Raw genomic sequence first — 23,423 nt, forward strand, 5'->3', positions numbered from 1 at the left:
ACAACGATGATCACCACACTCACCGCATCGACGACCACATTCCTTGCGCAGAACATCGGCGACGTCAGCCCCACCGCACCCGACGGTGAAACAGGCGACAAGATCAACATGCTGCTGTCCTGGCTGATGTGGGGCTGCATCATCGCCGCCGTCGCCGGGATCATGCTCTGCGGAGCGATGCTCGCCTTCGAGAAGATCACCGGCGGGCAGGGCAACGCCACCGGAAAACTCGTCGGCGGCCTGTTCGGGTCCATCGTCATCGGTGGAGCCGCCGGCCTGGTCAACATGCTCGTCCTATGACCGGCGTCAGGCTCCAACCGGTCGAGCTGACACCGATCGGCGGCCCCGGACTCGACATGGGCTCGCTGACAGACGCCTCGGTGAACCTCGAGCAACTCCTTCACTGGCTGACCATGGCCGCGTGGGTATCAGCGTCGATGTCGGTGCTCGGGGCGCTCTACGGGCTCGTGATGCTCGCGTTCGGGAGCAGACGGGCACCCGGGGTCATCGTCGGCGGGGTCGTTGGAACAATCGTCGCCGCGATCGCCGCGACGACAGTCATACCGCCGCTACAGGAGACGCTGACGTGAGCATCCTCGCCGCCGGCATCGACACTGCCGTCGTCATCGCGCAACCACCGACCACCCCCGTCGAGTGGCCGGACGAAGTCTGGCAACCGATCATGACCGGCCTGTCCTGGCTGCTCTGGTTCGCGATCATCACCTGCATCGCAGCGCTGTTCGTGTGCGGGGCGGTATTCGTCAACCAACGCAAATCCACCGGAACACAGATCGTAGAGGACGCCACCCTGACCCGGATCCTGATCTGCGCGGCCATCATCGGCTCCGCATCCGGCATTACCCAAGCCGTCCTCGCCTGAGTTCAATCCCGCTGCACCCGAACTGCATTCAACCGAAAGGCATCTCCTGATGACCGTCTCGCGCACACTCCGGATCGCCGCAGCCGCGGCGACCGTCCTTGTTCTCGCTGCGTGCGGATCCGACAACGACGGCGACCCGGCCACCGGGGAAGGCAATCCGGCACCGGACCTCCGCTCTGCCCCGGCCGAGCTGACCTGGCGCGAGATCGCAGGGGTATCGGTGCCGACCTCACGGGTCGACGGGCCCGCCACCGGAACGTCGGTGAACCGCAGCGGGTACTCCCAGACCCCGCAGGGCGCGGTCCTGGCCGCCATCGTCGGCCAGACCGCACTCGCCGTCGCCGACGATCGCGCATGGCCGGAGGTCGTCAACACCGTCACCGCACCCGGACCCGGACGTGACGAGTTCGCGGCCGCACGTGCCGCCGTCACCGTCTCCGGATCCGTTCCGGCCGATTCCGCACCGAGGTTCGTCGGGTTCGAGGTGACCGACTACAGCAACGACCCGCTCTCGGCGGCGGTGTCGGTGGCTCAAACCATCGGCGGTGACGACCAGCTCTACGCCTACCCCGTTGCCCTGCAATGGATCGCGGACGACTGGCGCATCGTTCTTCCGACCGCGGAGGAGAACATCGACGCGGTCGAGCTGGACTCCCTCGACGGCTACACCACGTTGGAGCAGAACTCATGAGCGCCTTGACACGCAAACTCCTTATCGGCCTCGCTGTGTTCGTCGTCGTCGCGGTCATCGGCGCGATCGTGTTCGTCATCCCGAACATGAACGACGACGCCACCCCGCCGAGCACCGCTGCTCCGTCGCCGACGACAGCGGCACCTGCACCTGGTGACTCCGAGCTCGACACCGGTGCTGAGGGCTTCGGTGTTCCCGACGCGGACCTGTCCGGTCGCACGGTGATGGTCCCGAACAACCCTGCCGGCCAACCCCTGCCGCAGCGAGAACCGACCGGGCCGCGAGTCGAATGCACCAACGACGGCCGACCGGTCACCTCCCCGGAGTCGATGATGATCCAACGCAACTTCGGTGTCTCGACCCTGTACTCCGAGACGGACGGCCCCTCGTATATCGACGGCCTGGTCCTCGCCGGCTACACCCGCACCCCGCAAGGCGCGGCACTGGCCGCCGCGAACTTCCTACCCCGCGGCCTCGCGGGCGGACCCGTGGCTGTCGAATCCACGGAGAAGCTCACCCTGATACCCGACGAGAAGATCGGTACCCAGGAGAAGAAAGAAGCAGAACTCGCGAAACCGGTCAACACCGAGACTGTGGCATTGCGGGCACCCATGGCGTTCAAGATCCTCTCCTGCACGGACAGTTTCGCCGTCGTCGAGCTCGCTCAGATCCGCGATGTCGATGACGCCGGTAGACGGATGCAGAACCCGACCTACACAGGACTGCGCCTGAATATGGCGTGGGATGGTGGCACCTGGAAGGTCAGCAAACTCGACGGTGCCACTACTGGCGGCCCGTACAGCTCGCTCGATGGTTTCACCCGGTGGGCACTGTGACCCGCACAGCGGCCTTCGCCGCCCGCGCTGTCGTCATCGCACTGCTCTCACTGATCGCGGTAGTCGGGGCCAGCGGACTCGCCCACGCCCAAGATCCGACACCGGCACCCACACCGAATCTGACCGAGCAGATCAACCCCGACGCCGACGGCAACGACTTCCAGCAACAACGCCGCGAGTGCGTTGCCGAAGGCTCGCCGGTCCTCGGTGACGGTTGGCTCAACGACGCACTCGAGGGAACCGCCGTGGGCGGCTTCATGGACGAGGCACTGTGCCTGGACAACGCGTTCACCGATCACCCCGGCGACGCGTTCTCCACCGCCGTCGACTCCACACTCTCGACATTCTGGGGTGACCCGGTCGGAGACTTCGCCAAATCAGTGATGGAAGGCAACACCCAAGCATTCCGGTCGGTGATGACGTTCTGGATGTCCTCGGGCATCCCGGGCCTCGCCGCCGAGAACGCCATGTCGGGCCTGCGCAACATCATCTCCGGATTCACCGTGGTCGCCTTGTTCGCCTCGATCGTGATTGCGATGACCAAACTTGCGATCGCCCGAAAACAAGCGGTGATGGAAGGGGCCACCGAGACCGCGACCATGCTGGTGCGCACAGTCGTCACCGTCTCGCTCCTTCCGATCCTGGTGTTGATGTTCCACCAAGGCGGCGACATCGCCTCGTCGTATGCGCTGGAGAAGTTCGTCGGCGGCAACCTCGACGAGAAGATCACCGCCATCACCGCGTTCGATGACAAGACCGGTCTCGGCCCGATCCTCGCGCTCGCCTGCGCTGGATTCGCCTTCCTCGGCTCCGTCGCCCAGCTCATCGCCCTGCTCATCCGTGAGGCAGTGCTGTGCGTCGTCGTCGCTGTCATTCCTATCGCCGCCGCATCCTCGGCCACCGGCACCGGTCGCAGCTCCTACAAGTCGATGATCGCCTTCACTCTCGGCGCTCTCCTGTTCAAGCCGGTCGCGACGCTGCTGTACCTGTTCGCGTTCTGGGCGTCCTCGGCGTCGAGCTCGGACCAGATCGCAACAGTCATCATCGGCTCCGTCCTCCTGGCCATCATCGGGTTCGCCCTGCCCACCCTGATCAAGATCGTCGCTCCCGCCGCAGACACCATCTCCGCCGGCGGCCGGGAAGTGGGAATGCTCGGTGCAGCAGGCGGGGCGGTGATGGGGGCCGGCGGTATGGCCGCGTCGCGTGCCCTCGGCTCGGTCGCAAACTCCGTCGGCGGATCCTCGGGCGGCGGCGGCAAAGGCGGCTCCTCGGGCGGGAACGGCACCGGCGCACGTTCCACCCCCGGATTTCAGGGCCGCTACAACGGTGGATCGAGCCCCTCGCACGCGGGTGCATCGTCCGGGCCGTTGGGCGCCGCCCGCAGAGCCGGAACGGCCGCTGCATCGGTCGGGAGCGCCGGAACCTCGGCAGCTCTGCGCGGAGCGGCAGGGGCACTCAAAGCCGCCGGAAACGCCGGACGCACCGCCGGATCGGTCTCGACCACCCTCGGCTCGGCCGCAGAAGGCGCAGTCGGCAACTACCACGGACGGATTCAACGATGAGCGCCCAGCTCGAAGCCCCGTACGAGCCGCCGATCTACTCGGCAGGCAACCGGCCGCAGAGCACGTTCGCGTTCGGCCTCCCGACGAAGGTCATCGCCTACGGTGCAGGGTTTTTCGCGGTCTCGTTCGCGGTGCTGATCTTCGGCAACGTCGTGGCCGGACTCGCGTTGATGGGCATCGGCGCGCTCATCCTAGCCCCTCTGGTCATCGCCCCGAACGGCCGAACCCTCTACGAGACAGGACAACTGAGAATGCAATGGCTGCGGCGCAAGCACATCGACAAGTCCACCGAGTACCACGCCGGACCACACTCGAGGATCCCCGGTGGCCGCTACAAACTCCCCGGACTGCTCGCCCGCACCAAGGTCTACATGGGAATCGACCGACACGGCAACGAATTCGGGATGATCCACAACCCCGACGATCACCGCTACACCGTCGTCTTCGATGCCCTGCCCGGCGGCGACGAAGCGATCGTCCAGCGCGACAAGGACCTCTACACCGCCGATTGGGGTGTCTACCTCGCCGACCTCGGCCTGCCCGGCGACATCGTCGGTGCCGTGGTGGTGGTGGAAAACATCCCGGCTACCGGGCTGCGATTGGCGCGGCGAGCGGAACACGAACTCGTGGAGAACCCGCCGCCGTTGGCGAAAGCGTTCGTCGAGCAGTCCGCCGTCCGGATGCCCTCGGGTCGCCACCGCACCCTGGCACGGCTGTCGATCACCTTCCGCGCCACCACCCGCGAGCGGCAGAAGGATCCGGAGGAGATGGCCACCGAACTGGCCCGCCGCCTGCCGGATCTGTACGAGTCGCTGGCCGGTGCCGGGATCGACGCGCAGCCGATGACCGCCGCCGAGATCACCGCGGCCGTGCACCGCTCCTACAACCCCTCGACCGAAAACGACTTCGAGGAAATGGAGATCTCCGGCGAAGAGCACGGAGTCGACTGGGACGACGCCGGACCGGGACGAGCGAAAACCGAATGGGGTCACTACCGCCACGACGGCGGCGTCTCGGTCGTCTGGGAGATGGCCGCACCGCCCGAGTCGGTGTTCACCGACACCGTCCTCAAACCGCTCCTGCAGCCGCACGACGACCTCCCGCGCAAACGCCTCACTCTCGTCTACCGCCCCTACACCGCCGGGGACGCCGCCAAGAAGGTCGACAAGCAACACCGAGACGCTCTGCACGCGATCAACTCTCGCGGCAACAAGATCACCTCCGCTGGGTCGGAGAAGCGCCACGAGATCGCCGAGCAGGCCCGCCACGAGATGGTCTCCGGAGCCGGATACGAACGCTATTCCGCACTGCTGACGATCACCGTCGGATCGGTCGAGGAGATCGCGAATGCGGCGGCGGTCACCGAGTCGCTCGCCGCCCGCTCCCGGCTGCGGTTGCGCCGCGCGTTCGCGTTCCAGGACGCCGCGTTCGCCGCCGGTCTCGGTGTCGGTGTGCTGCTGCCCGATCAAATCTCCACTTCGATCCTCGTGCGTCGCAGCTAGAGCGCCGCCGACCGCATCCGGCCCACCCTGCCCGAGAAAAGAGACACCCACGATGACGACGACCGACCACCGCCCGCGCAGGAACTACGACCCGCGATACGACGAGACGAGGTCAGACGAGCATGGCCTGTACGAGACGTCAGCGCCGCAGCCGTCGGCGTTCGTTCGGTGGATCATCGGCGACACCGACTACGCCGAAATCGCCGCAGCCGTCGCCACCGGCGACGCCGAAGAGCCCAACCCGTACTCCCGACGCGGCATAGGCCTCGCACGGTGGCGCAACGACCACCCTCACGTCGAGCGGGCCGTCCACGACGCCGCTGGGGACCCGTGGTGGCGGGCAGCGCTGTCGTCGAGCACACGCGGCCTCAAAGGGCCCGGTGGTGGGCGGATGTCGACCGTCCCGGCCCCGATCGAGTACGAAGCAACCTCGGTGCAGATGTGCGGGCTCAACCCGTGGGCGATCGGCGCGGCCGCACCCTCGGCCGGCACCATCGTCGGCCAGCACGCCATCACCGGCAACGCCGTCTCGTGCGATCCGTTCGCGTACTTCCGCGACAAGCTCATCGGCAACCCCTCGATGTTCGTCCTGTCCCTGCCCGGCCTGGGGAAGTCGACGCTGATCCGCAAGATTCTCCTCGGGGCGTGCGGCTGGGGACAGACCCCGATCGTCGCCGGGGATATCAAGGGTGAATACGTCAAGCTCACCCACTTGGTCGGCGGGCAGGTGATCACCCTCGGGCACGGCGGGGGACATCTCAACCCCCTCGCCGCCGGTGCCCTCGGGCAAGCCGTGGTCCGCGCGATCGCCGCCCGCGATGCCGCCACCGACCCCGAACGTATCGCCGAGCTCGACGAGCTGATCGACGTCGCGACCATCACCATCTCCACCCGCCAGATCAATGCCGTCTGTGCCTTGGTCGAGCTGATTCGCTACGACACCCACTCGGTGAAGGCCTTCGAGAACTCCCTGATCGGTATCGCCCTGCGTGAGCTGTACGCCGACGACGGATTCTCCTACACCCGCCCGCCGCTGCTCAAAGACCTCTACGCCCGCATCGACGCCGGATCGGCGGACATGCTCCAAGCGGCCTACAAGACCGACCGCGAGGGCTACCGCGAGGCCATCACCGAACTGATGCAGGCCCTCGGCGCACTGACCTCCGGCCCACTCGGGGACATCTTCGCCGACCACACCACCGAACCGATCGACCTCGATGCACCGATGATCTGCATCGACGTCTCTTCCCTCGACCGCGGCGACACCACCCTCAAAGCCGCCGTGATGCTCTCCTGCTGGGCCGACGCGTACGGCACCGTGGAAGCTGCGCACCTGCTCGCCGACGCAGGACTGGACCGCCAACGCCTGTTCCTGATGGCGCTCGACGAGCTGTGGCAGGTCATCGGCGCAGGACCGGGCATGGTCGCCCGCGTCAACGAGATCACCCGCCTCAACCGCACCGACGCAACCGGTTTGCTGATGATCACCCACACCGGCCGCGACCTCGAAACCCTGCCCACCGAAGCCGATATCAAGACCGCGAAGGGGTTCATCGACCGCGCCGGCATGGTCGTGTGCGGTGGCCTGCCGATCGGTGAGGTCGAACGCCTCTCCGGGGAGCTGAAGTTCACCGCCGCCGAAGCTGGCATGGTCACGTCCTGGTCGCGCGGCGCGGCGCTGCGCGGATCCGAACGCCGCACCGTCCGTAACCCGATCGGGCGCGGGAAGTTCCTGATCAAAGTCGCCAAGGACAACACCCCCGGCATTCCCATCCAGACGGTGCTCACCGACGTCGAATACGACACCGGAGTCCACGACACCAACGCCCGCTTCGCTGAGTACTTCGCCGGCGGCCAGCACCACGCCGCCGATTCCGGTGACGCCCACTACGCCCAGGACTCTGTACTGGTCGGAGCGCAGTGATGACCGCCGAGTACCCCCGCGCCGAATACTCGGCGCAGACCCGCTCGTGGGCGCTTGATCAATACGAGAAGTCTCGCCACAACTACGCCTCCCGAGCCGAATGCGTTGCCGCCTTGGCTGTCTCGATCGGGGCACACGAGAACACCGTGGCCCGGTGGATCAAAGACAAGTACGGCTCGCCGCGTCGCCCCGCAGCGGACGAGGTGACCGCACGACTGCGGGCCGCCGAGGAGGAGATCACCCGACTGCGGTCGGAGAACCGTTCCCTCACCGAGCGTTTGGCCGCCCACGCCCCGCGATCGATCGGTGCGGAGTCGATTTCGGCGGCCGCGTTGTGAAGAAGGGCGGCGCGATCGCCCTCGCTGTGGTGCTCGCACTGTCACTGTTCGTGGTCCTGTTCGTCACCACCGGTGTGCGCGAGGAAGTGCCGACCGATTGTCTTCCCGGGAAGGGCATTTCCTCTGCTGCGGGTGGGGTTCCGGCGGGGTCGTTCGCCAAGCCGGTCAAGACCACCGAATCGACAGTGTCGAGCCCGTTCGGGACGCGGTGGGGCACCAACCATAACGGCATCGACCTCGCAGGTCCGGTCGGGACACCGATCTATGCTTACGCCGACGGCGTCGTCTCGAAAGCCGGACCCGCCGACGGGTTCGGGATGTGGATCGTCCTCGATCACAACATCGACGGCGCGGTCGTCTCCACGGTGTACGGCCACATGTTCCCCGACGGTGTGCTGGTGAAGGTCGGGGACCGCGTCACCGCGGGTCAGCACATCGCCGACATCGGCAACAATGGACAGTCGACCGGTGCGCACCTGCACTTCGAGTACCACCCCGGCGGCTGGGCACCGGGCAACGCGATCGACCCGCAACCCTTCTACGACGCCGCCGCCGACCCCGGCACCGGACAGACAGGCCAGACTCCACAATCTCCATCGACGACCGCACCCGCGCCCTCGACAGGAGGCGGTACCGCGGAGATGGCGGCGCTGCCCGCCACCGTCGGATCCGAGGAGCATTTCCAGGTCGACACCGTCCGCGTCGCCCGCGCCGTGCACGCGAAGTTCCCGCAGATCACCACGATCGGCGGGTGGCGCGCAGACGGTGGGGGGTTCGACGATCACCCCTCCGGCCGCGCCGCGGACATCATGATCGACAATTGGTCCTCCGAGGAAGGCAAAGCGCTCGGTGACCAGGTCAAGGACTACCTGTGGAGCAACCGCGACTACTTCCAGATCGAGTACATGATCTGGCGACAGGAATACATCCCCTCTCACGGTGAACCGAACACCATGGAGGACAGGGGATCTCCGACCCAGAACCACTTCGACCACGTCCACGTCACCACCGTCGGCCACGGACCGCCCGCACCCGGTCAGACCTACGGGCCCGTCCCCGGCGGCAGTGGATCCGCACCGAAAGCAACCGGCACCTGCACCACCGCACCCGGTGCCGGACTCGGCGATCACGGACAACTCGCCGCCGGCCAGATACCGCCCGAGTTCGAGCCGTGGCTCACCCTCTCGGCCGAGCAATGCCGCGAACTCTCACCCACGGTCCTCGCCGCTCAGCTCGAACAGGAATCCGGCTTCACACCCGGCCTGACCAGCCCCGCCGGTGCCGAGGGGTATGCACAGTTCCTCCCCGGAACGTGGGCGTCGTTCGGTTTCCCCGTCGACGACCAGGGAGTGGTCACCGGGGCAGCAGGGGAGGGCGACCCCAACGACATCGGTGACGCTGTCATGGCGCAGGGCCGCTACAACTGCTCGGTCGCAGACACCTTGCGGCCGGGGATCGAATCCGGTGCCATCACCGGCGATCCCGTGGAGCTGATGCTCGCCGGATACAACGCCGGCCCCGGAGCGGTACAGCAGTTCGGCGGCGTCCCGCCGTACTCGGAGACCCAGAACTACGTCACCACGATCACCGCCACCGCATCCGACTACGACCTGGCCCGATAGCCACCACCGACCAATGCTCGACGGAAAGGCCCGCTCATGAGCACCACACCGACACGCACCGGCTACCACCTGACGTCCCACGACCGGCATCGAGCACTGACAGCCCTTGCTCTGACCTCGGTCATCGTATGGACGGTGTGGGCTGTTCCCGTCGCCCGATTGATCCTGGAATCGATGATCACCACGATCGAGGACACCGGCCGGGCCGCGGCGACCCGCGACGTTCTCGCGCATGGTTGGTGGGCCGTCATCGTCGTCACCGCGGCGATGACCATAGGCAGCGTCGTCGCTGTCGCCGACGCCTCTGCGCGAGCGCAGAACTGGACTGTCACGGCGCTCCGCAAAGCCATCCACTTGGCGGCGACCGCGCTCGTCATGTGGGCGATATGGACGGTCAGCGTTGTCGCCGCAGCAGGAGTCCCCACCGTCGGTTGATGCTGCACCCACTCGCACATTGTTGTCGGTGGCCACCAGGACACTGACACCATCACAGATCAAGGAGCACAGACATGACACAGATCCTCCACAGCCGCCAGGTGGACGCACCGATCGTCGACTGGCTCGAAGTGATCGCCAAAGCCGCTGCACTGGGCCAGATCTCCGACACTGACGCTGAATCAGCGACCGAAGTCGACTCGCAGGAGAGCGCGAGATGAGCCGACGAGCAGGCATCGTGTTCGCGTGTCTCGGCATCGTCGGTGTCATCGCCATTGCCGCTGTGATCGTGTTCGTGTTCCGCGGCCCGGACACACCGCCACCACCGGGCACGGACGCCGGAATCGCCATCGACCCGTCCGCCACCGACCCGGTCGGCGTCGCGACGTCGGTGATGTCCGCTGTGTACACCTGGCAACCCGCAGTGCAGGATTCACCGTGGGATGCCCTGCACGCCCAGCGCGGCAACCTCACCGGCCCGATGGCCACCGCCGCCGCCACACCACCCGATCCAGCGCCGCAACCGATCCCGGAATGGTCGGCGTGGGCACGCAGCGGCGACATCGTCACCGCCGTCGCCCAACCGGACACCAGCGTCTACACCGACGGCACAGCCGCCGAGATGGACGGTGACACCCAGGCCACCGTGGCTCTCGTCATCGACCGCGTCGTCCAACACCGCAGCGGTGAGATCACCCCGTTCACCGGCTACACCGGAGCCGTCGACCTCGAACGCACCGACGACGGCTGGAAAGTCGCGAACTATCGCCTCGTCAGCGCGGGCCTCTAGCCGACTGGCCACCGACAACACCCTCGCTGTCCACACGCCGCACACACCGCAGAGAAGGATCCATTGTCATGGGAAAAGTCGGAATCCTCACCGAAAAGCCCTCCGCAGCACGTAACTTCGCGACCGCTTTGGGCGGTATGAGTGGCACGTTCGGGGGCACGGAGTACGTCATCGTCCACGCTCGCGGCCACCTGCTGGAGTTGAAGGATCCTTCCGCGATGGTGCCCGCGCCTCTCACCGACAAGTACAAGAGCTGGGAGCTCGAACATCTCCCGTGGAACGCCGACGACTTCCGCTGGGAGCGAGAAATCCGGCGCCGGGTGTCCGGCGGCAAGCTGGTCACCGATCCGGACGCGAAAAGCCTGCTCCACGAACTGAAGACGACCCTCTCGGGCTGCGAGAGCATCTGCAATGCAGCCGATCTCGACCCGACCGGTGAAGGCTCACTCCTGGGCTGGGAGATCGTGGAGTACCTGGGCCTTGAGAACAAGAAGCTCGAACGCATGGAGTTCCTCGACGAAACACCAGCATCGCTGCGTAAGGCCTTCACAGCCCGTCGCCCGGTCACCGCGATCGCCGCCGAGGGCGACTACCGCAAGGCCGACTTCCGGTCGAAGTGGGACATGCTCTCGATGCAGTTCACCAGACTCGCGACCAAGACGACCGGGGCAACCACCGTGCTACGCAACGGGCGGCTCAAGTCCGCGATGGTCGTCATCGTCGGCAACGGACTCGACGCGCACCACGGATACGTCAAGAAGGCGTTCTACGAGAACCGGTTTCGGGACGAGAACGGCGTGACATACACCGACCCCGAGGTCGATCGATTCGAGAACGAGAGCGATGTTCCCGGCGGCCTGCAGTCGTCACCGGTCGTCCACGACGGGACCACGCGCAAGAAAACGGGACCGCCGAAACTGATGGACCTGGCCGCACTGTCGTCTCTGTTGTCGAAGAAAGGTTTCGGGGCGAAGAACGTTCTCGACACCTATCAGAAGATGTACGAGGCGCAGGTGGTGTCCTACCCGCGCACCGAGGACAAGTTCATCTCGATCGAGCAGTTCAACGAGCTGCTTCCCTCGGTCGACGCGATCGCCGGCGTCGTCGGAGTGGATCCGGCGGCGCTGAGCCACCGCGGCCCGCGCACGAGCCACGTCAAGTCCGGTGGCGCGCACGGTGCCAACCGTCCGGGGCCCAACGTGCCGCCGAGCCTCGCGGCAGTGGAGAAGGCCTACGGCGAGCTGGGTCGGGAGATCTACGAGCTTCTCGCGAAGAACTACCTGACGATGCTCGCCCCCGATTACGAGTACGACCAGCATCGCGGGCACGTCGCGATGTATCCGAGCTTCGTCGGCTCGCTGAATGTGCCCGCAGTGCTCGGATGGAAAGGTGTGTTCGTCGTCGACGAGGAGGACCAGCAGACGGACGACCAGCCAGAAGGAGTCACCGCGCTCGGTACCGTCGCCGACCCATTCGTCCACGAAGGCTTCCCCGCCCGGCCCCCGCACCCGACAATGGGCTGGCTGATGAAACAGCTCGAGAAGCGGAACGTGGGTACCGGTGCGACCCGGACGAGCACCTATGCCGAGGTCACGAACAACTCGGGCGGCAAGGCCTTGATGGTCGAGCAGCGCGGCAAGATCACCCTCAGCGCGATCGGTGAACTCAACCATCGGATCCTGCCAGGCACGCACATCGGGGATCTGACGATCACCGAGCAGGTCTTCGAGCAGATGGCGCAGATCGAGGCCGGAACCGGCGAGGCAGCCGACTATCTGTCCCTCGTGGCGGACCTGGTGCGCCGCGACCTCGAGACGATGACCGCGAATGCAAAGGCGTTGTCCGGCGAGCTCACCGCACGGATGGGCAAGGCCGGGGTGACCCGGGAAGCGGTGGAGATGATCGAGCTGCCACCGGAGCTGCATTTCACCCACGCAGGCACGGTCGTGACCCGCGCGAAGCGGGTCTTCGGTGGCCACCGATTCACCGACACCGAAGTAGCGGCACTGCTCGCCGGTCAGGTCATCGAGATCGTCGCGACGAGCGCGAAGTCGGGAAAGACGTTCACCTGCACGGGAAAACTCGAACCAGGAGTGAGGGAGAAAGACGGCAAGCAGTACCCACACGTGAGCTTCAACCCGCAGTTCGCCGAGCGTGCACCTCGGACCGACCTGGTCAGCGGAGTGTGGAAAGGCAAATCCGTCACGTTCAAAGGCCGCGGATGGGGTGCCAACGAACACTGGCCGGGTAAGGACTTCACCGAGCAGGAACTCGCGTCGCTGCTGGCCGGGGAGACCATCGAATTCGACGCCACAAGCAAGACAGGTAAGACGTACCGGGCCAAAGGCGCGCTGGCCGCTGGTACCTACCAGGGCAGCAAGACATTCGGATTCAAGCTGAAATTCGAGGACCGCAAATCCACCGCAGGCACCAAGAAACGCACCGCGCGTCGGTAAACGGGTGCCGCAGGGCAGCGGCGGGGTCGTACGCCTGTACCCATCGGGAAACGAGTCCGCGCGGCAGGCTTTAGAAGAAGGTCAGCTGTGCCTCGTCGACGCGGACACGTCCGGGCTTCGTCCGGCGGGGTCGGACCGGGGGAGCGTGCCGGGCCGGCACCGCCGATGCGGTGAACCCGGCCGAATCGAGTCCGGCGCACGCGCGGCACGCCAATTCCTCTCGTACACGCGATCGTTCGGCCACGCGCGCACGTCCGACCGCAGTGTCTCGGGCACTCCACTCCAACTCCCACGCCGCCGATCCTGGAGGCGGCGCGCCCACAGCCCGGTCGGTCACTCGATCGAGTAGTTGATCGATTCTGTCGATCAACACCTGCGCTAGCTCGTCGAGCACACGCTCAGGCACCGTGACCACGGACTGGTTGTCGCTCACACCCGCCACTGTAGAGGCGGGCACCGACGAACAGCCCGCACCCGACGCCCACGTCGACGGGCCGAGCACCGACTCGATAACTCAGCGCCGAGATCCTCGATGGGGATTGCCGGGGTGTCCCTCCCCACCACCCGCGAGCGCGGACAACATGGCGCGCGTCGAGGCCGCGCAGGAACGGGAGTCCCGGGCCGGGAGTGTCCACACAGCAGGAACCATGCAGCGCTCGGGAGATCATTCAAACAACTGACATCGGGGAGAGCGACCGAACGGGTTGCGTGCCGCCTGTAGCAGAATCACCGGAATGTCCGAGAGTTTCTATCCGTCGCCTGGTCAACTCCCCTCGAAACCAGAAGAGTCCACGAGTGCTCACCGTTCCCGGGGACCTAAGCTCGGGTTGATCTGCGTTGCGGTGGGGCTGGGCATCGTGCTTGCGATATTTGTCGCGGCACTGATGTACGTGGGCCTTCGCATCAGATCCGCCGGCGGTTGGTACGCATTCGGCTTGACGGGGCTGATCATCGGTACGGCGTTCGCTGGCGTCGCTGCCGCTTCTTACCGCCGCTCGGAACCGGTGCGGTGGTGGCAGATCCTCGGCGCAGCATTCGGCGTTGGCTTTCTGCTGAACTCCATCAATCGAGCAGCGCGTACCGAACCGATCTCCATTCTGGTCGGTGTAGTCAACGCCGCCTCATTGGCTTTGCTGCTCATCGGCGGAATCGTCGCAGTGATACAGGTTTCCGCCAAGCCAACGGCGGGACCTTCGGTCGAGAGGCTGGTAGCTCCGATCGTCGGGCACACCGCAGATGGCCGGCCGGTCTACGGCCAACCGGTAAGCAATACGTCCGGTTTGGCACAACAAACCAACGTTTTCGCCGTTCTGGCATTGGTCTTCGGCATCATCGGTGGCCTGCTGGGCATAGTCTTCGGCCACATCGCATTGAATCAAATTCGTCGTACCGGAGAGGCCGGTCGAGGCATGGCGATCGCAGGACTAGCACTCGGATATATCTACTTGGCCTGCATACTCCTGGCCGTCGTCGGCTACGGCCTGTTCAGTCTCAACCTGTGACCGCACTCGAAGTCACGACGATCACCGTAGTTGACCCGCGCACGACCCCAGCGCCGATAGCGCACTAGGGGCCGAGACAACCGGTGCTGTGCCACCAGAAGACAGAATAACGTCCAACGAACCAGGTTGGACGAACGCCCGAAAACACACATGGGTTTTCGCGGAGGCGCGTCGTCTGCAGTTCCTCGTCGACGACGGTCGAATGCAGGTCAGTGAGCCGCGTTGTACGCCTCTTCGATGGCGGCCGGGATGCGCCCGCGGTCATTGATCTCGTACCCCTCGTCGGCTGCCCACTGCCGGATTGCGCGTGTCTGCGCCGGGTCACGCGTGGCCGGTGTCCCGGTCTTCGAGGGCGTCGTCGCACCGGCGGGGGAGGGCTTACGCTTACGGCCACCGACCCGTACCGCGTGCTCGATGTAGTAGTGGATCTTCTTGTGGAACTCGTTGGCGTTCTTCGCTTTCAGATCGATCACGTATTCGACACCGTTGACTGCGAATTCGATCGTCTCGCCGGATTCGTCGTCGATGACGGACCCGTCGATATCGTCCACCAATTGGGTTGTCACTCGTTTAGCCAAAGCCGGAGAACCTTTCGATCACACATGTCACGAACTCGATGATCGCCAGCGTAGCGAACAAACGAGTTGCCGAGCTGCAAACCCCCTTTCACCGGCGGAGGGGCGCGCCGCACCGTCAGTTCGTTTTTCAGAAACACACATTGAGCGGTCGATATGAGCGGCGATAGAATCGCCCAGTCCGAAGCAGCTCATATGATGTGCGACTCGCCGAAGGGGATCTGAAATGTCCGAACCTGCAACTCCATCGGCCGACAACGACTGGCTCATGAAGGAGCTACAGAGGGTCCAAGCCGAATACGTTCATAACCCTAGAGACGACTGGTACACCGAAGACGACCTGGTGGAGAGTGGATACCGCCGCGAAGCCTTGGTCGATCTTTTCGGAAAGCCGGTTCCAGGACACGACGGGATCATTGGATGGACCGTCTCATCGGTAGCAAAGATCGAGCAGACCCAGTTGGCCCCTGCCTACGAGCTGCTCCAGTCGGCTTTCGGCGCGTTCAGCGGCGCGGCCGACACCATGACCTCTCGCGTGATGTACAGCTCGCTCGATTCATAACATGTCCGAGACCCGCTACATGTCGGGAGCCAGGACCACATCGCACCAGAAATTTCGCCCAAGCGGGTAGTATTGAATTACATTGTCCGACAGCGCTTTCAAGCCGTCACCTGACATACGATCCGTTCTCGGCCAATCCCGGACAGTGAAAGGTGGACTGCCGAAAATACACCACCACGCAACAATCATTCCGCTATGCATCGGTGACTCACCGAATAGCGTCGGTGAGTCACCGGTCATGTAGCTAAGCGCCGTGGGCGGTGCCGCCGACAGCTTCGGCGATCATCGGAGCAATCCTTGCCGAGTCCGCGATGCCCTCGGAACTGTTCAACGTCAGCACGGCATACGCGTCGGGCAACGCAACATGAACCCCGCCGAAGGAATCGCTGGCTTCCTGCCATACCGCGAGCGCCTCCCCGTCCCCGAAGACATTGATTCCGGCGTCGTAGCCGTTGACTGCCATGTCGAACCGCATCCGAGCACCTGACAGGCCAACCTCTGCACGCACGGGAGGGGTGTACTCGATGCCGAGACTATCGAGCGCCGTGGTGAACTTTTGCGCAACAGGATCGGACTCGAAAACCGGCTCAGCTGTGGTCTCTACTTTCTGCAGCTCGAAGGTCATCGAACCGATTTCGTCCTGGCCAAGGTTCGCGGTGGCCACAAGCTTCACTGGAGTTGTCGTGTCGGACAGTTCGTACGCGATCGCGTTGGGGACAGTGCCGCCCACCTTGATCTTGTTCATCTGGGAGTCGAGGAACGCAGCGTCTGGCAGTGAGCCAACAGCAAGCTTGTTTTCCGCGTTGGGATCGTTGTCCTGGTACGCCTCGAAGCGGGATATCCACGCCGTCCCCGGATCAGTCTGCTTGCCGGAAACATTTGTCGTGTCGTACCAGAATGCGATGACCGGCTTGTCGCCGTACTCATTTCCGTCCTCACCGACCTGAATTGTCTTCACGTCGGTGATCGTGATGGTGACGTCCTCCGTCACGAGGACGTTGTCTTCGAACGACGCCTGGGCGGGTGCAGCAGTCGGCGCGTCGACAGCGACCGTCGAGCCAGGCGTCGGTTCAGCAGTTGGTCCTTCCGCGCCGCATCCGCTGAGAGCGATGGCCACGATAGTGACAGTCGCGCAGGTGAGAGACAACTTTTTGATGCGATGCATGCGGAGTCCTTGGTTGATAATGGGCCTGAACAATAGAACCAGTAGTTCGGTTTCTGATCATTGTTCACGAGTACCGGCAAGTCGGGTGCCCCGGCCCCGAAGCACCAAGCCCCACAACCTGACGTTGGCGAAGCTCAGGTCTGACCGACGGCGAACCGAATACCCGATCTGGACAATCCTCGTCCAGGACGCAGGTACTCCGGCCGTTCTAGACGGCCGTGTGCCTTCCTCAATGCGAGTCAATTTGTTTGACGTACTGCACTTCCCGGAATTTACTGGTCATAACGCGATCGGCACGTGGAAACCGGTTGAGAACCCGTACGTGAGCCGCGCCGGGGCGAGCGTCAGCCGTCTTCTGCTCCGGGGCGGGATGAAGACCTCGCCGCCGACTCCGACCGATACCCAGAGTCGCTCTCCGGCGACAACAGCCCTCATGGCTTTCTCGCCCTGATCGCAGCCGGGACGTCAGTGACGCCGGGTTCGGTAGATTGTGCAATGTTTCGCCCAGGCGCACGCAAGGTCGGACATGTACCGGCACGCTCTACTGCCGATGGAGCCGAACATGATCAGGGCAGCGATAGACGCGGATGTCGAACAGCTCGCCGGAGTGCGAGGGTCATCCTGATGACGGGTGAACGGTGGGTGTGGAATGCGCCGGGATTGAATTCTGGGCGCGCGGTGTTATCGTATGAGTAGCAAGGAACTGGTCCTCCGGGCGCAAGCCTCGACAGCCGGTCTGGCCCCTGGTGTAGCTACGGCAGCCAGGGGTTGCTTCATTTCTGGGCCTTCTCCGGCTCGCTGACCTTGACGAAGTGCACATTGTCGGCGATCACGTCGAACAATTTGCTGGTGCTGTTGGTGTGTGTGAGGGTCCGCCGATAGGCCATTGAGACCAGGTCAGGCAGCCACAGCAGGTGCTCGTGGCGCGGTGACGTCGACAGGAGGCGGGTGTTGCGGGGGATCAGTTTCTCGGACACCAAGGCTTTGTGGTCAGCCGTGTCTTTGTTGCGGAAGTTGCTCTGATTGCGTTCCTCGAGCACGAACAGATCGATGGCTGGCCACACATCGTCGCGGCCGGCTCCGAGCTGGATCGCGAGCTGGCGATAGCAGGCGGTCCGCGCGGTCTGAGCGTCGGTATCGTCGGCACCGACAGGGATTTGGTGCGCGATCACACATGCTTCGTGCCCATCGGCGAGGAAGTCGAGCATGTCGCGGGTCTGGTCGATTCCAGATGAGGTTTGCAACGCTTTCGTGGTGTGCCAGTAGGTTCCGTCGGCGATGTCCTCGATGCCCACCCGTAGCTCATCCATCGCGTCAAGTTCGACGATGACGGCGGTGAACACATAAAAGGTGTCCCGGTGTGCAACGACACCGTCTGGGGCCTGATACGACTCATCCAGGAAGGCCACGGGACCAGTGGTGCGTTTGTAGGCGTCGAACACGATCTGTGCAGTGGGATCGGGGCGGCGCGAAGGCATCACGACATCCTAAGGGCGGGCTCAGACAGGTCAGTTGTTGTCGCTTCCATCGACTGACCCTGATTGTCGGTGTTCCCGCTTATGATCCTCTGATCTGACAGACGGAGGATCGATGGAGCCCAGGCATCAGCGTGCCGAGCGTGAGATGGCCCGCGTGATGAGGAACATGGGATTTCATGACGCACGGGAGATGTCGGGACGTCACGACAGCGGCATCGACATCATGTCGATGTCCGCGATTGCGCAGGTAAAGATGCACTTCAAAGCCGTAGGTCGCCCTGCCCTACAAAACCTGGTTGGTGCACGTGGGGTCGACCACTCGAAACAGCTCATCTTCTTCTCGTATGAGGGATACGCGAGAACCGCCCTTGAGTACGCAAATGAAGTAGGGATGGCGCTGTTCACTTTTGATGACGTTGACTGGACGTGCGCTCCTGTCAACCGTGCCGCTACCGAGCTACTTCGTAGGCAGACAGCCAACAGGGATGAGCCGGCCGAGGATCAGATCGGTCCGTTCGAACTCCGGACCGGAGCACCGCCCTCGATCGAGCGGGTTCCCGCACCAACGAGCAAGACCTTGGTGGACAACTCGCCAGACACCGAGGGTCTCGTTGTGTTCGCCATTGCGCTCGCCGTCAATATCGCTCTCATTTTATTGTTTGATCTTCCCGCGATCTTTTGGATAATTTACTGGTTTTTAGCTATTGCTGCCATATCAGTGGTCGTGCGCGGAGATAAGTAATGTTATTGCTCGCGGCCGACCTCGGTTTACTTTGAGACGGGTCCGAGCTCGGATCCGATTGGGCCGCGCACTCACTCAAACCCGCCTCGGCTAGATAACTACTCACGCTTTCAGACTAACCCCGCCCACACCAGTACAGAGCACGCTCAAGCGGCGGTGCCCCGCTGACCACAAGCCCCGCGACCACTGGGCTGACAGACTGACTCGGTGCGCCACCACGATTTGTCGAAGCGATTGTTGAGTGCCACGTGGTCTCCCTTGCTGGGGGTTCGGGTGGTGCACTCGGACTTGCCGGAGCCGTGGACGTCGGCTCTGTCCCGATTGGGACGCGACCTGCGTGTGCGCCAGTACGGCAACGATATCGAACACGTCGATTGGGAGATCGACTACGACCCGGAGATCGACGGTGTGGTCCTGCTGAGCGCGGTGACGGTTGCCGGCGTCGATCCGGGCGAGTTCGGTGGTAGCTGGATCGGGACCCGCGTCGATTCGGACGAAGAATTCGCGCTGTGGGCGATGGCCGATTCGGTCCAGGACGTTGTGGCCGACCTCGGTACCGCATGGCCGTGGGGTGACGGCGGTGGATTCATGAGCGCCCGACTCGTCGACGGTGTCGCAATATGGAAGGACAGGAACGGTCGCGCGACGCGCATCGGAGACCTCGCCGGGATCGTCTAACCAGCCCAAACCTTGACTCCAACTAACGCTGCGCCCTGATTCGTTCCACGGCTTGGCTTTCGAATACCTGCATAAACCGGTGCGTAGTTGCGCGGTGACAGCTGAACTGCGAGCGCAAGCGAAAGACGCTGCGGCACAGTATATGCAGAGGTTTACCTGACATAAGATCCGTTATCGGCAATGAAACCCGCTTTCATCACGGGTGACGAAAGCTATCGGGAATTGCGCCCGAAGCAACGTGTTGCCATAGGGGTAACTGTTTCCAGTCGGGTGGGAACCCCATCTCGAGTGGAGTGCGAATGGAGGAAGGCAGAAAGGAGCGGTCGATCAGGCTCTCCAGTTGCTTGATCCATGTGCTACCAGGCGATGTCGTCTGCAACAGGAACGCAGCCGTGGAAATTGTGCCGTAAATTTTGTCGGATTGAGCGGGAAGTCCGTCGAACAGTGGGACCGACCGTAACGAACTTGTTCCGATTGGAACGAGCGTCCGATTCCATAGCCGAGAATGATGAGCGGAGATATTTCGGACGATTGTGAGCTGCTCGAGAAGGTTCGCCAGAGTACTGCCTGGACCTGCGGCCCGGCGTCGACGGTTGCGCCTGGCGGCTGACGATCCACGTCCGCGTCGTGGGCCGGTGGTTTCCGGAGCTGGCGTCGGCGGGATGCCGAACCAACACGCAATCGCGTCACGGTCTTCTTCCTGCATTCCGGCGAAGAGCTTTGATAGATCGCTGAAGTCCAACACGTCAGTGAGGACCCAAATCGGAACCCGTCCGGCGTAGTTGTCGAAGTGATGTTTGAGCGACTGATCCTTGTTCCTTTGGCGTTTCACCCGACCGAACGCTGTTGCGAGCCAATCCATATGGTCACCGTTACCAACGAATAGTGGGTCGAAGTTGTCACCGTCGAGGTGCGACATAGGTCCGCGGGAACCGAGGGTATGACCTACCTGGCTGCGGATGGCGACTTCCACGCGTTCGATTGCGCTCAGCATGTATGTCTTTAAGTGCCGGTCGAATTCGTACATGCGGACGATCTCGTCGAATGTCGTACCTGACACAAATTGGCTTCCCGACCCCGAATCAACATTTGGGTCCACGAACGGGTACCAGTAGCCGCTGAGCCGGTAATACCCGATCGCTCTCAACCAGCGATCTGCAATGCTGGAGTCCGGGATTGCCATCCCCCGCGACTCTAACCGCTCGACCTGCTGGGCGATCGTCAAGAAAGGTTTGAGGTCAGCCATCACCAGAGTATAGAAATCCGGCCCGCACCCAGCTGAGCTGAGGCGGGCCGAACGATTGCAACGATGGTAGCGCAAGTGGGGTGTTGGCGACAAGCAACTGGAGGGCGACACTCACACCCTCATCCCCACGACGACGTGCTGTGCGCAGATACTGGATCACTGAACCCGTATCTTTGGTGTCTACCGTCGACACCCGGATGGCGACCCGAGGTTGGACGGATAGGAGATCTCGTCGTGTACGACGGAAGCGTTACAGACTCCCCCCGCCTGCTGCTAGATACGAATGTCGTCATCGCCCATGAGAACGACGGCTCAGAGCCGCACCTCAACGCGGCCGCGGCGGACACCCTCGTCCAGCTCGCACGACATCTTGGATTCGAGCTACTTCTCAGCAGCGGCACTCGCAGCGACTTCGTCAACGCTCCCGACCAAGTACGCCATGCGAGGCTACGGACCCTTCAAAAGTATTACCGGGTGCTGGACCGAGTCCCAGAAAACCCACTCGTCAGGCAGCAATTTCCCCGTCATCTTTCGACAAACAACGCGGCCGACCTCGAAGTACTGTCGACCTACGGAACAGGATTCCCAACTGTTCTGGTCACCGAGGACAACGCCATGCGGGGACGGGCCGCCCGAGCCGGACTCACCAATGTGTTCGACATCGACGCGGCAATCGACTGGCTTCGAGAGCTCCAAGATCCGGCCCTGAACAACGCAGCATCAGCCGCGATCGTGCCGGCCTATCAGATCAACCGCAACGCCGATCTCTTCGCCAGCCTCAGAAGCGACTACGAGCCTTTCGACCGGTGGTGGTCCGACAAAGTCGTCCATCAGGAACGGCCAGCCATCATCCTGGGCTCACCCTTGGCCCCGGATGGTTTGGCGGTACTCAAAGAAGAAACCGGTACGTTCGAGCTCGGCGAACGCCTTTTGAAAATCTGCACTTTCAAGGTGCAGGACGGCAGCGGGTCAGGTCAAGCGCGACGTGGCGAGCTCCTACTGAGAGCCGTCATCGACTACGCAGCGGCCCGCAATTACCCCGCTATGTATCTCACGGCCTGGCCGAAACACGAGAAACTGGTTGGCTGGCTGAAGCAATTCGGCTTCTTCCAACACACGGTTACCGCGGACGGCGAACTGGTGATGGCCAAACACCGCGTTCCACCGCCGGGGCAGGTACCACTGGCACCGCTCGATCACGCCATCCGGTACGGCCCTCGTTCCTTAAGAATCGAAGAGGCGCACGTCGTGCCGATCAGGCACCACTACCACGATCGACTGCTACCAGACAGCGACGACCAGGGTTCGTTGTTCGAGAATGAGCCGTGCGGAAACGCAATCCGGAAGGCATACCTATGCCGCTCGAACACGAGGTTGCTAGAGCCCGGCCATCTTCTGGCTTTTCTTCGAACAAAGCCTGACGAGGAAGCTCGGGTAACTGCTGTCGGTGTCGTAGAGCAAACTTTGGTGAGCGCCCGGCCGAGCCAGATTGCGGCCTTCGTGCGGGGGCGAACCGTCTACGACTATCAGGAGATCGAGCGAATGTGTTCCAGGGGCAGCGTCCTTGCAGTCCTGTTTCGACTCGATACCCGGACTTCGCCCCCCTGGCCGGCCGCTACATTGCGTGCCGCCGGTGTCATGTCGACATCGCCCCAGAGCATTGCCAGGGTTTCGAAGGGAGGTGTCGCGTGGATTCGCACCCAGTTGGACGCGTGATTCTCATGTCCTTCCATCCGGAATACGCTCAGCGCATCTTGGACGGCACCAAACGAGTTGAGTTTCGGAAACGCCGCATCGCCGATGACGTCACACACGTCGTTGTGTACGCAACTGCTCCGGTCAGTGCGGTAGTCGGAGCGTTCGAGGTACGAGACCAGCACTCTCTGAGCCCGCACAAACTGTGGCTACGCTTCGAGGAAGTCGCAGGCATTGGCATCAAGGACTACGCGAACTACTTTTCGGGCCGAGAGACCGGAGTAGGAATCGAGGTGGGCGACACCTGGAGGGCACACACGCCGATGTACCTGCTTGAGAGTTTCGGCATCGCTCGCCCCCCACAGAGCTTCCAATACCTGGCCGACGACACCGCCGTGCTCACACTCAAATCCTTGAACAAACAACAAACCTCGCAGGCAAACGACGGCCCCGAACTACAAGTCGACCGACGTTGATTACCGCTGGGCTGTCGACATAGACGGCGAAGGTTTGCGGCGCAGTCGCTTGCCCGGTGTCGCCACAACCTACGCCTCCGCGACCTTGTCTTTGCCAGCTACACGCGCTGCTGGCGTGAGTTCGTACACTTTTCGGCGGCGACGCGTATCGAACGTCATCGAGTACGGGCTCGCCGCCAGGCTCCGGGCCCTGACGTCCAGCAGTCCCAACGCTAGATGTGGGGCATAGGGGTCGCTTTGTATCTGATGCCCGCTGTCTGGAAGTGCA

25 protein-coding genes are annotated in these 23,423 nt (G+C 63.5%); 20 read left to right on the plus strand and 5 right to left on the minus strand.

Annotated features, from left to right (window positions below):
* Positions 1-6 precede the first annotated feature (6 nt).
* The 14 genes from CH302_RS28205 to CH302_RS28265 all read left to right on the plus strand — a co-directional run bounded on the left by CH302_RS28205 (position 7) and on the right by CH302_RS28265 (position 13,036).
* Positions 7-300 (plus strand): hypothetical protein, encoded by a 294-nt coding sequence (locus tag CH302_RS28205; RefSeq protein ID WP_094610729.1) that lies wholly within the window; start codon positions 7-9, stop codon positions 298-300.
* Positions 297-590 carry a hypothetical protein gene (locus CH302_RS28210; RefSeq protein ID WP_094610728.1) on the plus strand — a complete coding sequence of 98 codons (294 nt, stop codon included), beginning with the start codon at positions 297-299 and terminating at the stop codon, positions 588-590. The genes CH302_RS28205 and CH302_RS28210 overlap by 4 nt, the downstream gene beginning before the upstream one ends.
* Entirely contained in the window at positions 587-880 is a 294-nt protein-coding gene (locus CH302_RS28215; RefSeq protein WP_094610727.1) for a hypothetical protein, read from the plus strand. The genes CH302_RS28210 and CH302_RS28215 overlap by 4 nt, the downstream gene beginning before the upstream one ends.
* Positions 881-929: 49 nt before the next feature.
* Positions 930-1,571, plus strand: a complete 642-nt coding sequence (locus CH302_RS28220) for a hypothetical protein (protein ID WP_094610726.1) — start codon at positions 930-932, stop codon at positions 1,569-1,571.
* A complete protein-coding gene (locus CH302_RS28225) occupies positions 1,568-2,407 on the plus strand; it encodes a hypothetical protein (protein ID WP_094610725.1) in 840 nt (279 codons plus the stop codon). Before CH302_RS28220 ends, CH302_RS28225 begins: the two co-directional genes overlap by 4 nt.
* Entirely contained in the window at positions 2,404-3,969 is a 1,566-nt protein-coding gene (locus tag CH302_RS28230; RefSeq protein WP_141215892.1) for a hypothetical protein, read from the plus strand. The genes CH302_RS28225 and CH302_RS28230 overlap by 4 nt, the downstream gene beginning before the upstream one ends.
* Complete coding sequence (locus CH302_RS28235; protein ID WP_094610723.1) at positions 3,966-5,471, plus strand: SCO6880 family protein; 1,506 nt, start codon at positions 3,966-3,968, stop codon at positions 5,469-5,471. Before CH302_RS28230 ends, CH302_RS28235 begins: the two co-directional genes overlap by 4 nt.
* Before the next feature lie 52 nt (positions 5,472-5,523).
* Complete coding sequence (locus CH302_RS28240) at positions 5,524-7,395, plus strand: ATP/GTP-binding protein (RefSeq protein ID WP_094610722.1); 1,872 nt, start codon at positions 5,524-5,526, stop codon at positions 7,393-7,395.
* Positions 7,395-7,733, plus strand: a complete 339-nt coding sequence (locus CH302_RS28245) for a transposase (RefSeq protein WP_094610721.1) — start codon at positions 7,395-7,397, stop codon at positions 7,731-7,733. The genes CH302_RS28240 and CH302_RS28245 overlap by 1 nt, the downstream gene beginning before the upstream one ends.
* Positions 7,730-9,355 (plus strand): peptidoglycan DD-metalloendopeptidase family protein, encoded by a 1,626-nt coding sequence (locus CH302_RS28250; RefSeq protein WP_094610720.1) that lies wholly within the window; start codon positions 7,730-7,732, stop codon positions 9,353-9,355. Before CH302_RS28245 ends, CH302_RS28250 begins: the two co-directional genes overlap by 4 nt.
* 36 nt (positions 9,356-9,391) lie before the next feature.
* Positions 9,392-9,790 carry a hypothetical protein gene (locus CH302_RS28255; protein ID WP_094610719.1) on the plus strand — a complete coding sequence of 133 codons (399 nt, stop codon included), beginning with the start codon at positions 9,392-9,394 and terminating at the stop codon, positions 9,788-9,790.
* A 74-nt stretch (positions 9,791-9,864) separates the two neighbouring features.
* Positions 9,865-10,011 (plus strand): hypothetical protein, encoded by a 147-nt coding sequence (locus CH302_RS30375; protein ID WP_176458345.1) that lies wholly within the window; start codon positions 9,865-9,867, stop codon positions 10,009-10,011.
* Positions 10,008-10,580: a hypothetical protein gene (locus tag CH302_RS28260; protein WP_255139178.1), complete on the plus strand. Its 573-nt coding sequence runs from the start codon at positions 10,008-10,010 to the stop codon at positions 10,578-10,580. Before CH302_RS30375 ends, CH302_RS28260 begins: the two co-directional genes overlap by 4 nt.
* A 68-nt stretch (positions 10,581-10,648) precedes the next feature.
* Positions 10,649-13,036 (plus strand): DNA topoisomerase III, encoded by a 2,388-nt coding sequence (locus CH302_RS28265; RefSeq protein ID WP_094610718.1) that lies wholly within the window; start codon positions 10,649-10,651, stop codon positions 13,034-13,036.
* 70 nt (positions 13,037-13,106) lie between these two features.
* Here the strand turns inward: CH302_RS28265 and CH302_RS28270 are convergent, their stop codons facing one another.
* Positions 13,107-13,469, minus strand: a complete 363-nt coding sequence (locus CH302_RS28270; protein ID WP_141215891.1) for a hypothetical protein — start codon at positions 13,467-13,469, stop codon at positions 13,107-13,109.
* Between the two features lie 301 nt (positions 13,470-13,770).
* Here CH302_RS28270 and CH302_RS31030 point away from each other — a divergent pair, with 301 nt between their 5' ends.
* A complete protein-coding gene (locus CH302_RS31030) occupies positions 13,771-14,538 on the plus strand; it encodes a DUF4190 domain-containing protein (RefSeq protein ID WP_255139179.1) in 768 nt (255 codons plus the stop codon).
* Positions 14,539-14,747: 209 nt separating this feature from the next.
* Here CH302_RS31030 and CH302_RS28280 read toward each other — a convergent pair whose 3' ends face one another.
* Entirely contained in the window at positions 14,748-15,116 is a 369-nt protein-coding gene (locus CH302_RS28280; protein ID WP_094610716.1) for a histone-like nucleoid-structuring protein Lsr2, read from the minus strand.
* 223 nt (positions 15,117-15,339) lie between these two features.
* Between CH302_RS28280 and CH302_RS28285 the strand changes: the two genes are divergently transcribed.
* Positions 15,340-15,675 carry a hypothetical protein gene (locus tag CH302_RS28285; protein ID WP_094610715.1) on the plus strand — a complete coding sequence of 112 codons (336 nt, stop codon included), beginning with the start codon at positions 15,340-15,342 and terminating at the stop codon, positions 15,673-15,675.
* Positions 15,676-15,919: 244 nt separating this feature from the next.
* On the opposite strand, the gene CH302_RS28290 is transcribed toward CH302_RS28285, so the two are convergent.
* The gene (locus CH302_RS28290) at positions 15,920-16,792 is read right to left on the minus strand and encodes a DUF5067 domain-containing protein (protein WP_217903137.1); all 873 of its coding nucleotides are present in this window, start codon (positions 16,790-16,792) and stop codon (positions 15,920-15,922) included.
* An 821-nt stretch (positions 16,793-17,613) separates the two neighbouring features.
* Positions 17,614-18,318: a hypothetical protein gene (locus tag CH302_RS28295; RefSeq protein ID WP_094610713.1), complete on the minus strand. Its 705-nt coding sequence runs from the start codon at positions 18,316-18,318 to the stop codon at positions 17,614-17,616.
* Between the two features lie 112 nt (positions 18,319-18,430).
* Here CH302_RS28295 and CH302_RS28300 point away from each other — a divergent pair, with 112 nt between their 5' ends.
* Both CH302_RS28300 and CH302_RS28305 read left to right on the plus strand, forming a co-directional pair.
* Entirely contained in the window at positions 18,431-19,060 is a 630-nt protein-coding gene (locus CH302_RS28300; RefSeq protein WP_094610712.1) for a restriction endonuclease, read from the plus strand.
* A gap of 207 nt (positions 19,061-19,267) precedes the next feature.
* Complete coding sequence (locus CH302_RS28305; RefSeq protein ID WP_094610711.1) at positions 19,268-19,738, plus strand: hypothetical protein; 471 nt, start codon at positions 19,268-19,270, stop codon at positions 19,736-19,738.
* Between the two features lie 196 nt (positions 19,739-19,934).
* On the opposite strand, the gene CH302_RS28310 is transcribed toward CH302_RS28305, so the two are convergent.
* Positions 19,935-20,984 carry an Abi family protein gene (locus CH302_RS28310; protein ID WP_094610710.1) on the minus strand — a complete coding sequence of 350 codons (1,050 nt, stop codon included), beginning with the start codon at positions 20,982-20,984 and terminating at the stop codon, positions 19,935-19,937.
* A gap of 234 nt (positions 20,985-21,218) precedes the next feature.
* Here CH302_RS28310 and CH302_RS28315 point away from each other — a divergent pair, with 234 nt between their 5' ends.
* Together CH302_RS28315 and CH302_RS28320 are read left to right on the plus strand one after the other, a co-directional pair.
* Positions 21,219-22,700 carry a hypothetical protein gene (locus CH302_RS28315; protein ID WP_094610709.1) on the plus strand — a complete coding sequence of 494 codons (1,482 nt, stop codon included), beginning with the start codon at positions 21,219-21,221 and terminating at the stop codon, positions 22,698-22,700.
* 5 nt (positions 22,701-22,705) lie between these two features.
* Positions 22,706-23,155 (plus strand): ASCH domain-containing protein, encoded by a 450-nt coding sequence (locus CH302_RS28320; protein ID WP_141215898.1) that lies wholly within the window; start codon positions 22,706-22,708, stop codon positions 23,153-23,155.
* Positions 23,156-23,423: the final 268 nt, after the last annotated feature.

The organism is Rhodococcus sp. 15-2388-1-1a (genome assembly GCF_002259145.1).
Taxonomy (GTDB): domain Bacteria; phylum Actinomycetota; class Actinomycetes; order Mycobacteriales; family Mycobacteriaceae; genus Rhodococcoides.

Bases quoted from the DNA above. Each gene is read 5' to 3' on its own strand.
- CH302_RS28205 (WP_094610729.1), top strand. From the start codon at position 7: ATGATCACCACACTCACCGCATCGACGACCACATTCCTTGCGCAGAAC.
- CH302_RS28210 (WP_094610728.1), top strand. From the start codon at position 297: ATGACCGGCGTCAGGCTCCAACCGGTCGAGCTGACACCGATCGGCGGC.
- CH302_RS28220 (WP_094610726.1), top strand. From the start codon at position 930: ATGACCGTCTCGCGCACACTCCGGATCGCCGCAGCCGCGGCGACCGTC.
- CH302_RS28225 (WP_094610725.1), top strand. From the start codon at position 1,568: ATGAGCGCCTTGACACGCAAACTCCTTATCGGCCTCGCTGTGTTCGTC.
- CH302_RS28235 (WP_094610723.1), top strand. From the start codon at position 3,966: ATGAGCGCCCAGCTCGAAGCCCCGTACGAGCCGCCGATCTACTCGGCA.
- CH302_RS28240 (WP_094610722.1), top strand. From the start codon at position 5,524: ATGACGACGACCGACCACCGCCCGCGCAGGAACTACGACCCGCGATAC.
- CH302_RS28245 (WP_094610721.1), top strand. From the start codon at position 7,395: ATGACCGCCGAGTACCCCCGCGCCGAATACTCGGCGCAGACCCGCTCG.
- CH302_RS28255 (WP_094610719.1), top strand. From the start codon at position 9,392: ATGAGCACCACACCGACACGCACCGGCTACCACCTGACGTCCCACGAC.
- CH302_RS30375 (WP_176458345.1), top strand. From the start codon at position 9,865: ATGACACAGATCCTCCACAGCCGCCAGGTGGACGCACCGATCGTCGAC.
- CH302_RS28260 (WP_255139178.1), top strand. From the start codon at position 10,008: ATGAGCCGACGAGCAGGCATCGTGTTCGCGTGTCTCGGCATCGTCGGT.
- CH302_RS28265 (WP_094610718.1), top strand. From the start codon at position 10,649: ATGGGAAAAGTCGGAATCCTCACCGAAAAGCCCTCCGCAGCACGTAAC.
- CH302_RS31030 (WP_255139179.1), top strand. From the start codon at position 13,771: ATGTCCGAGAGTTTCTATCCGTCGCCTGGTCAACTCCCCTCGAAACCA.
- CH302_RS28285 (WP_094610715.1), top strand. From the start codon at position 15,340: ATGTCCGAACCTGCAACTCCATCGGCCGACAACGACTGGCTCATGAAG.
- CH302_RS28295 (WP_094610713.1), bottom strand. From the start codon at position 18,318: ATGCCTTCGCGCCGCCCCGATCCCACTGCACAGATCGTGTTCGACGCC.
- CH302_RS28300 (WP_094610712.1), top strand. From the start codon at position 18,431: ATGGAGCCCAGGCATCAGCGTGCCGAGCGTGAGATGGCCCGCGTGATG.
- CH302_RS28310 (WP_094610710.1), bottom strand. From the start codon at position 20,984: ATGGCTGACCTCAAACCTTTCTTGACGATCGCCCAGCAGGTCGAGCGG.
- CH302_RS28320 (WP_141215898.1), top strand. From the start codon at position 22,706: ATGTCCTTCCATCCGGAATACGCTCAGCGCATCTTGGACGGCACCAAA.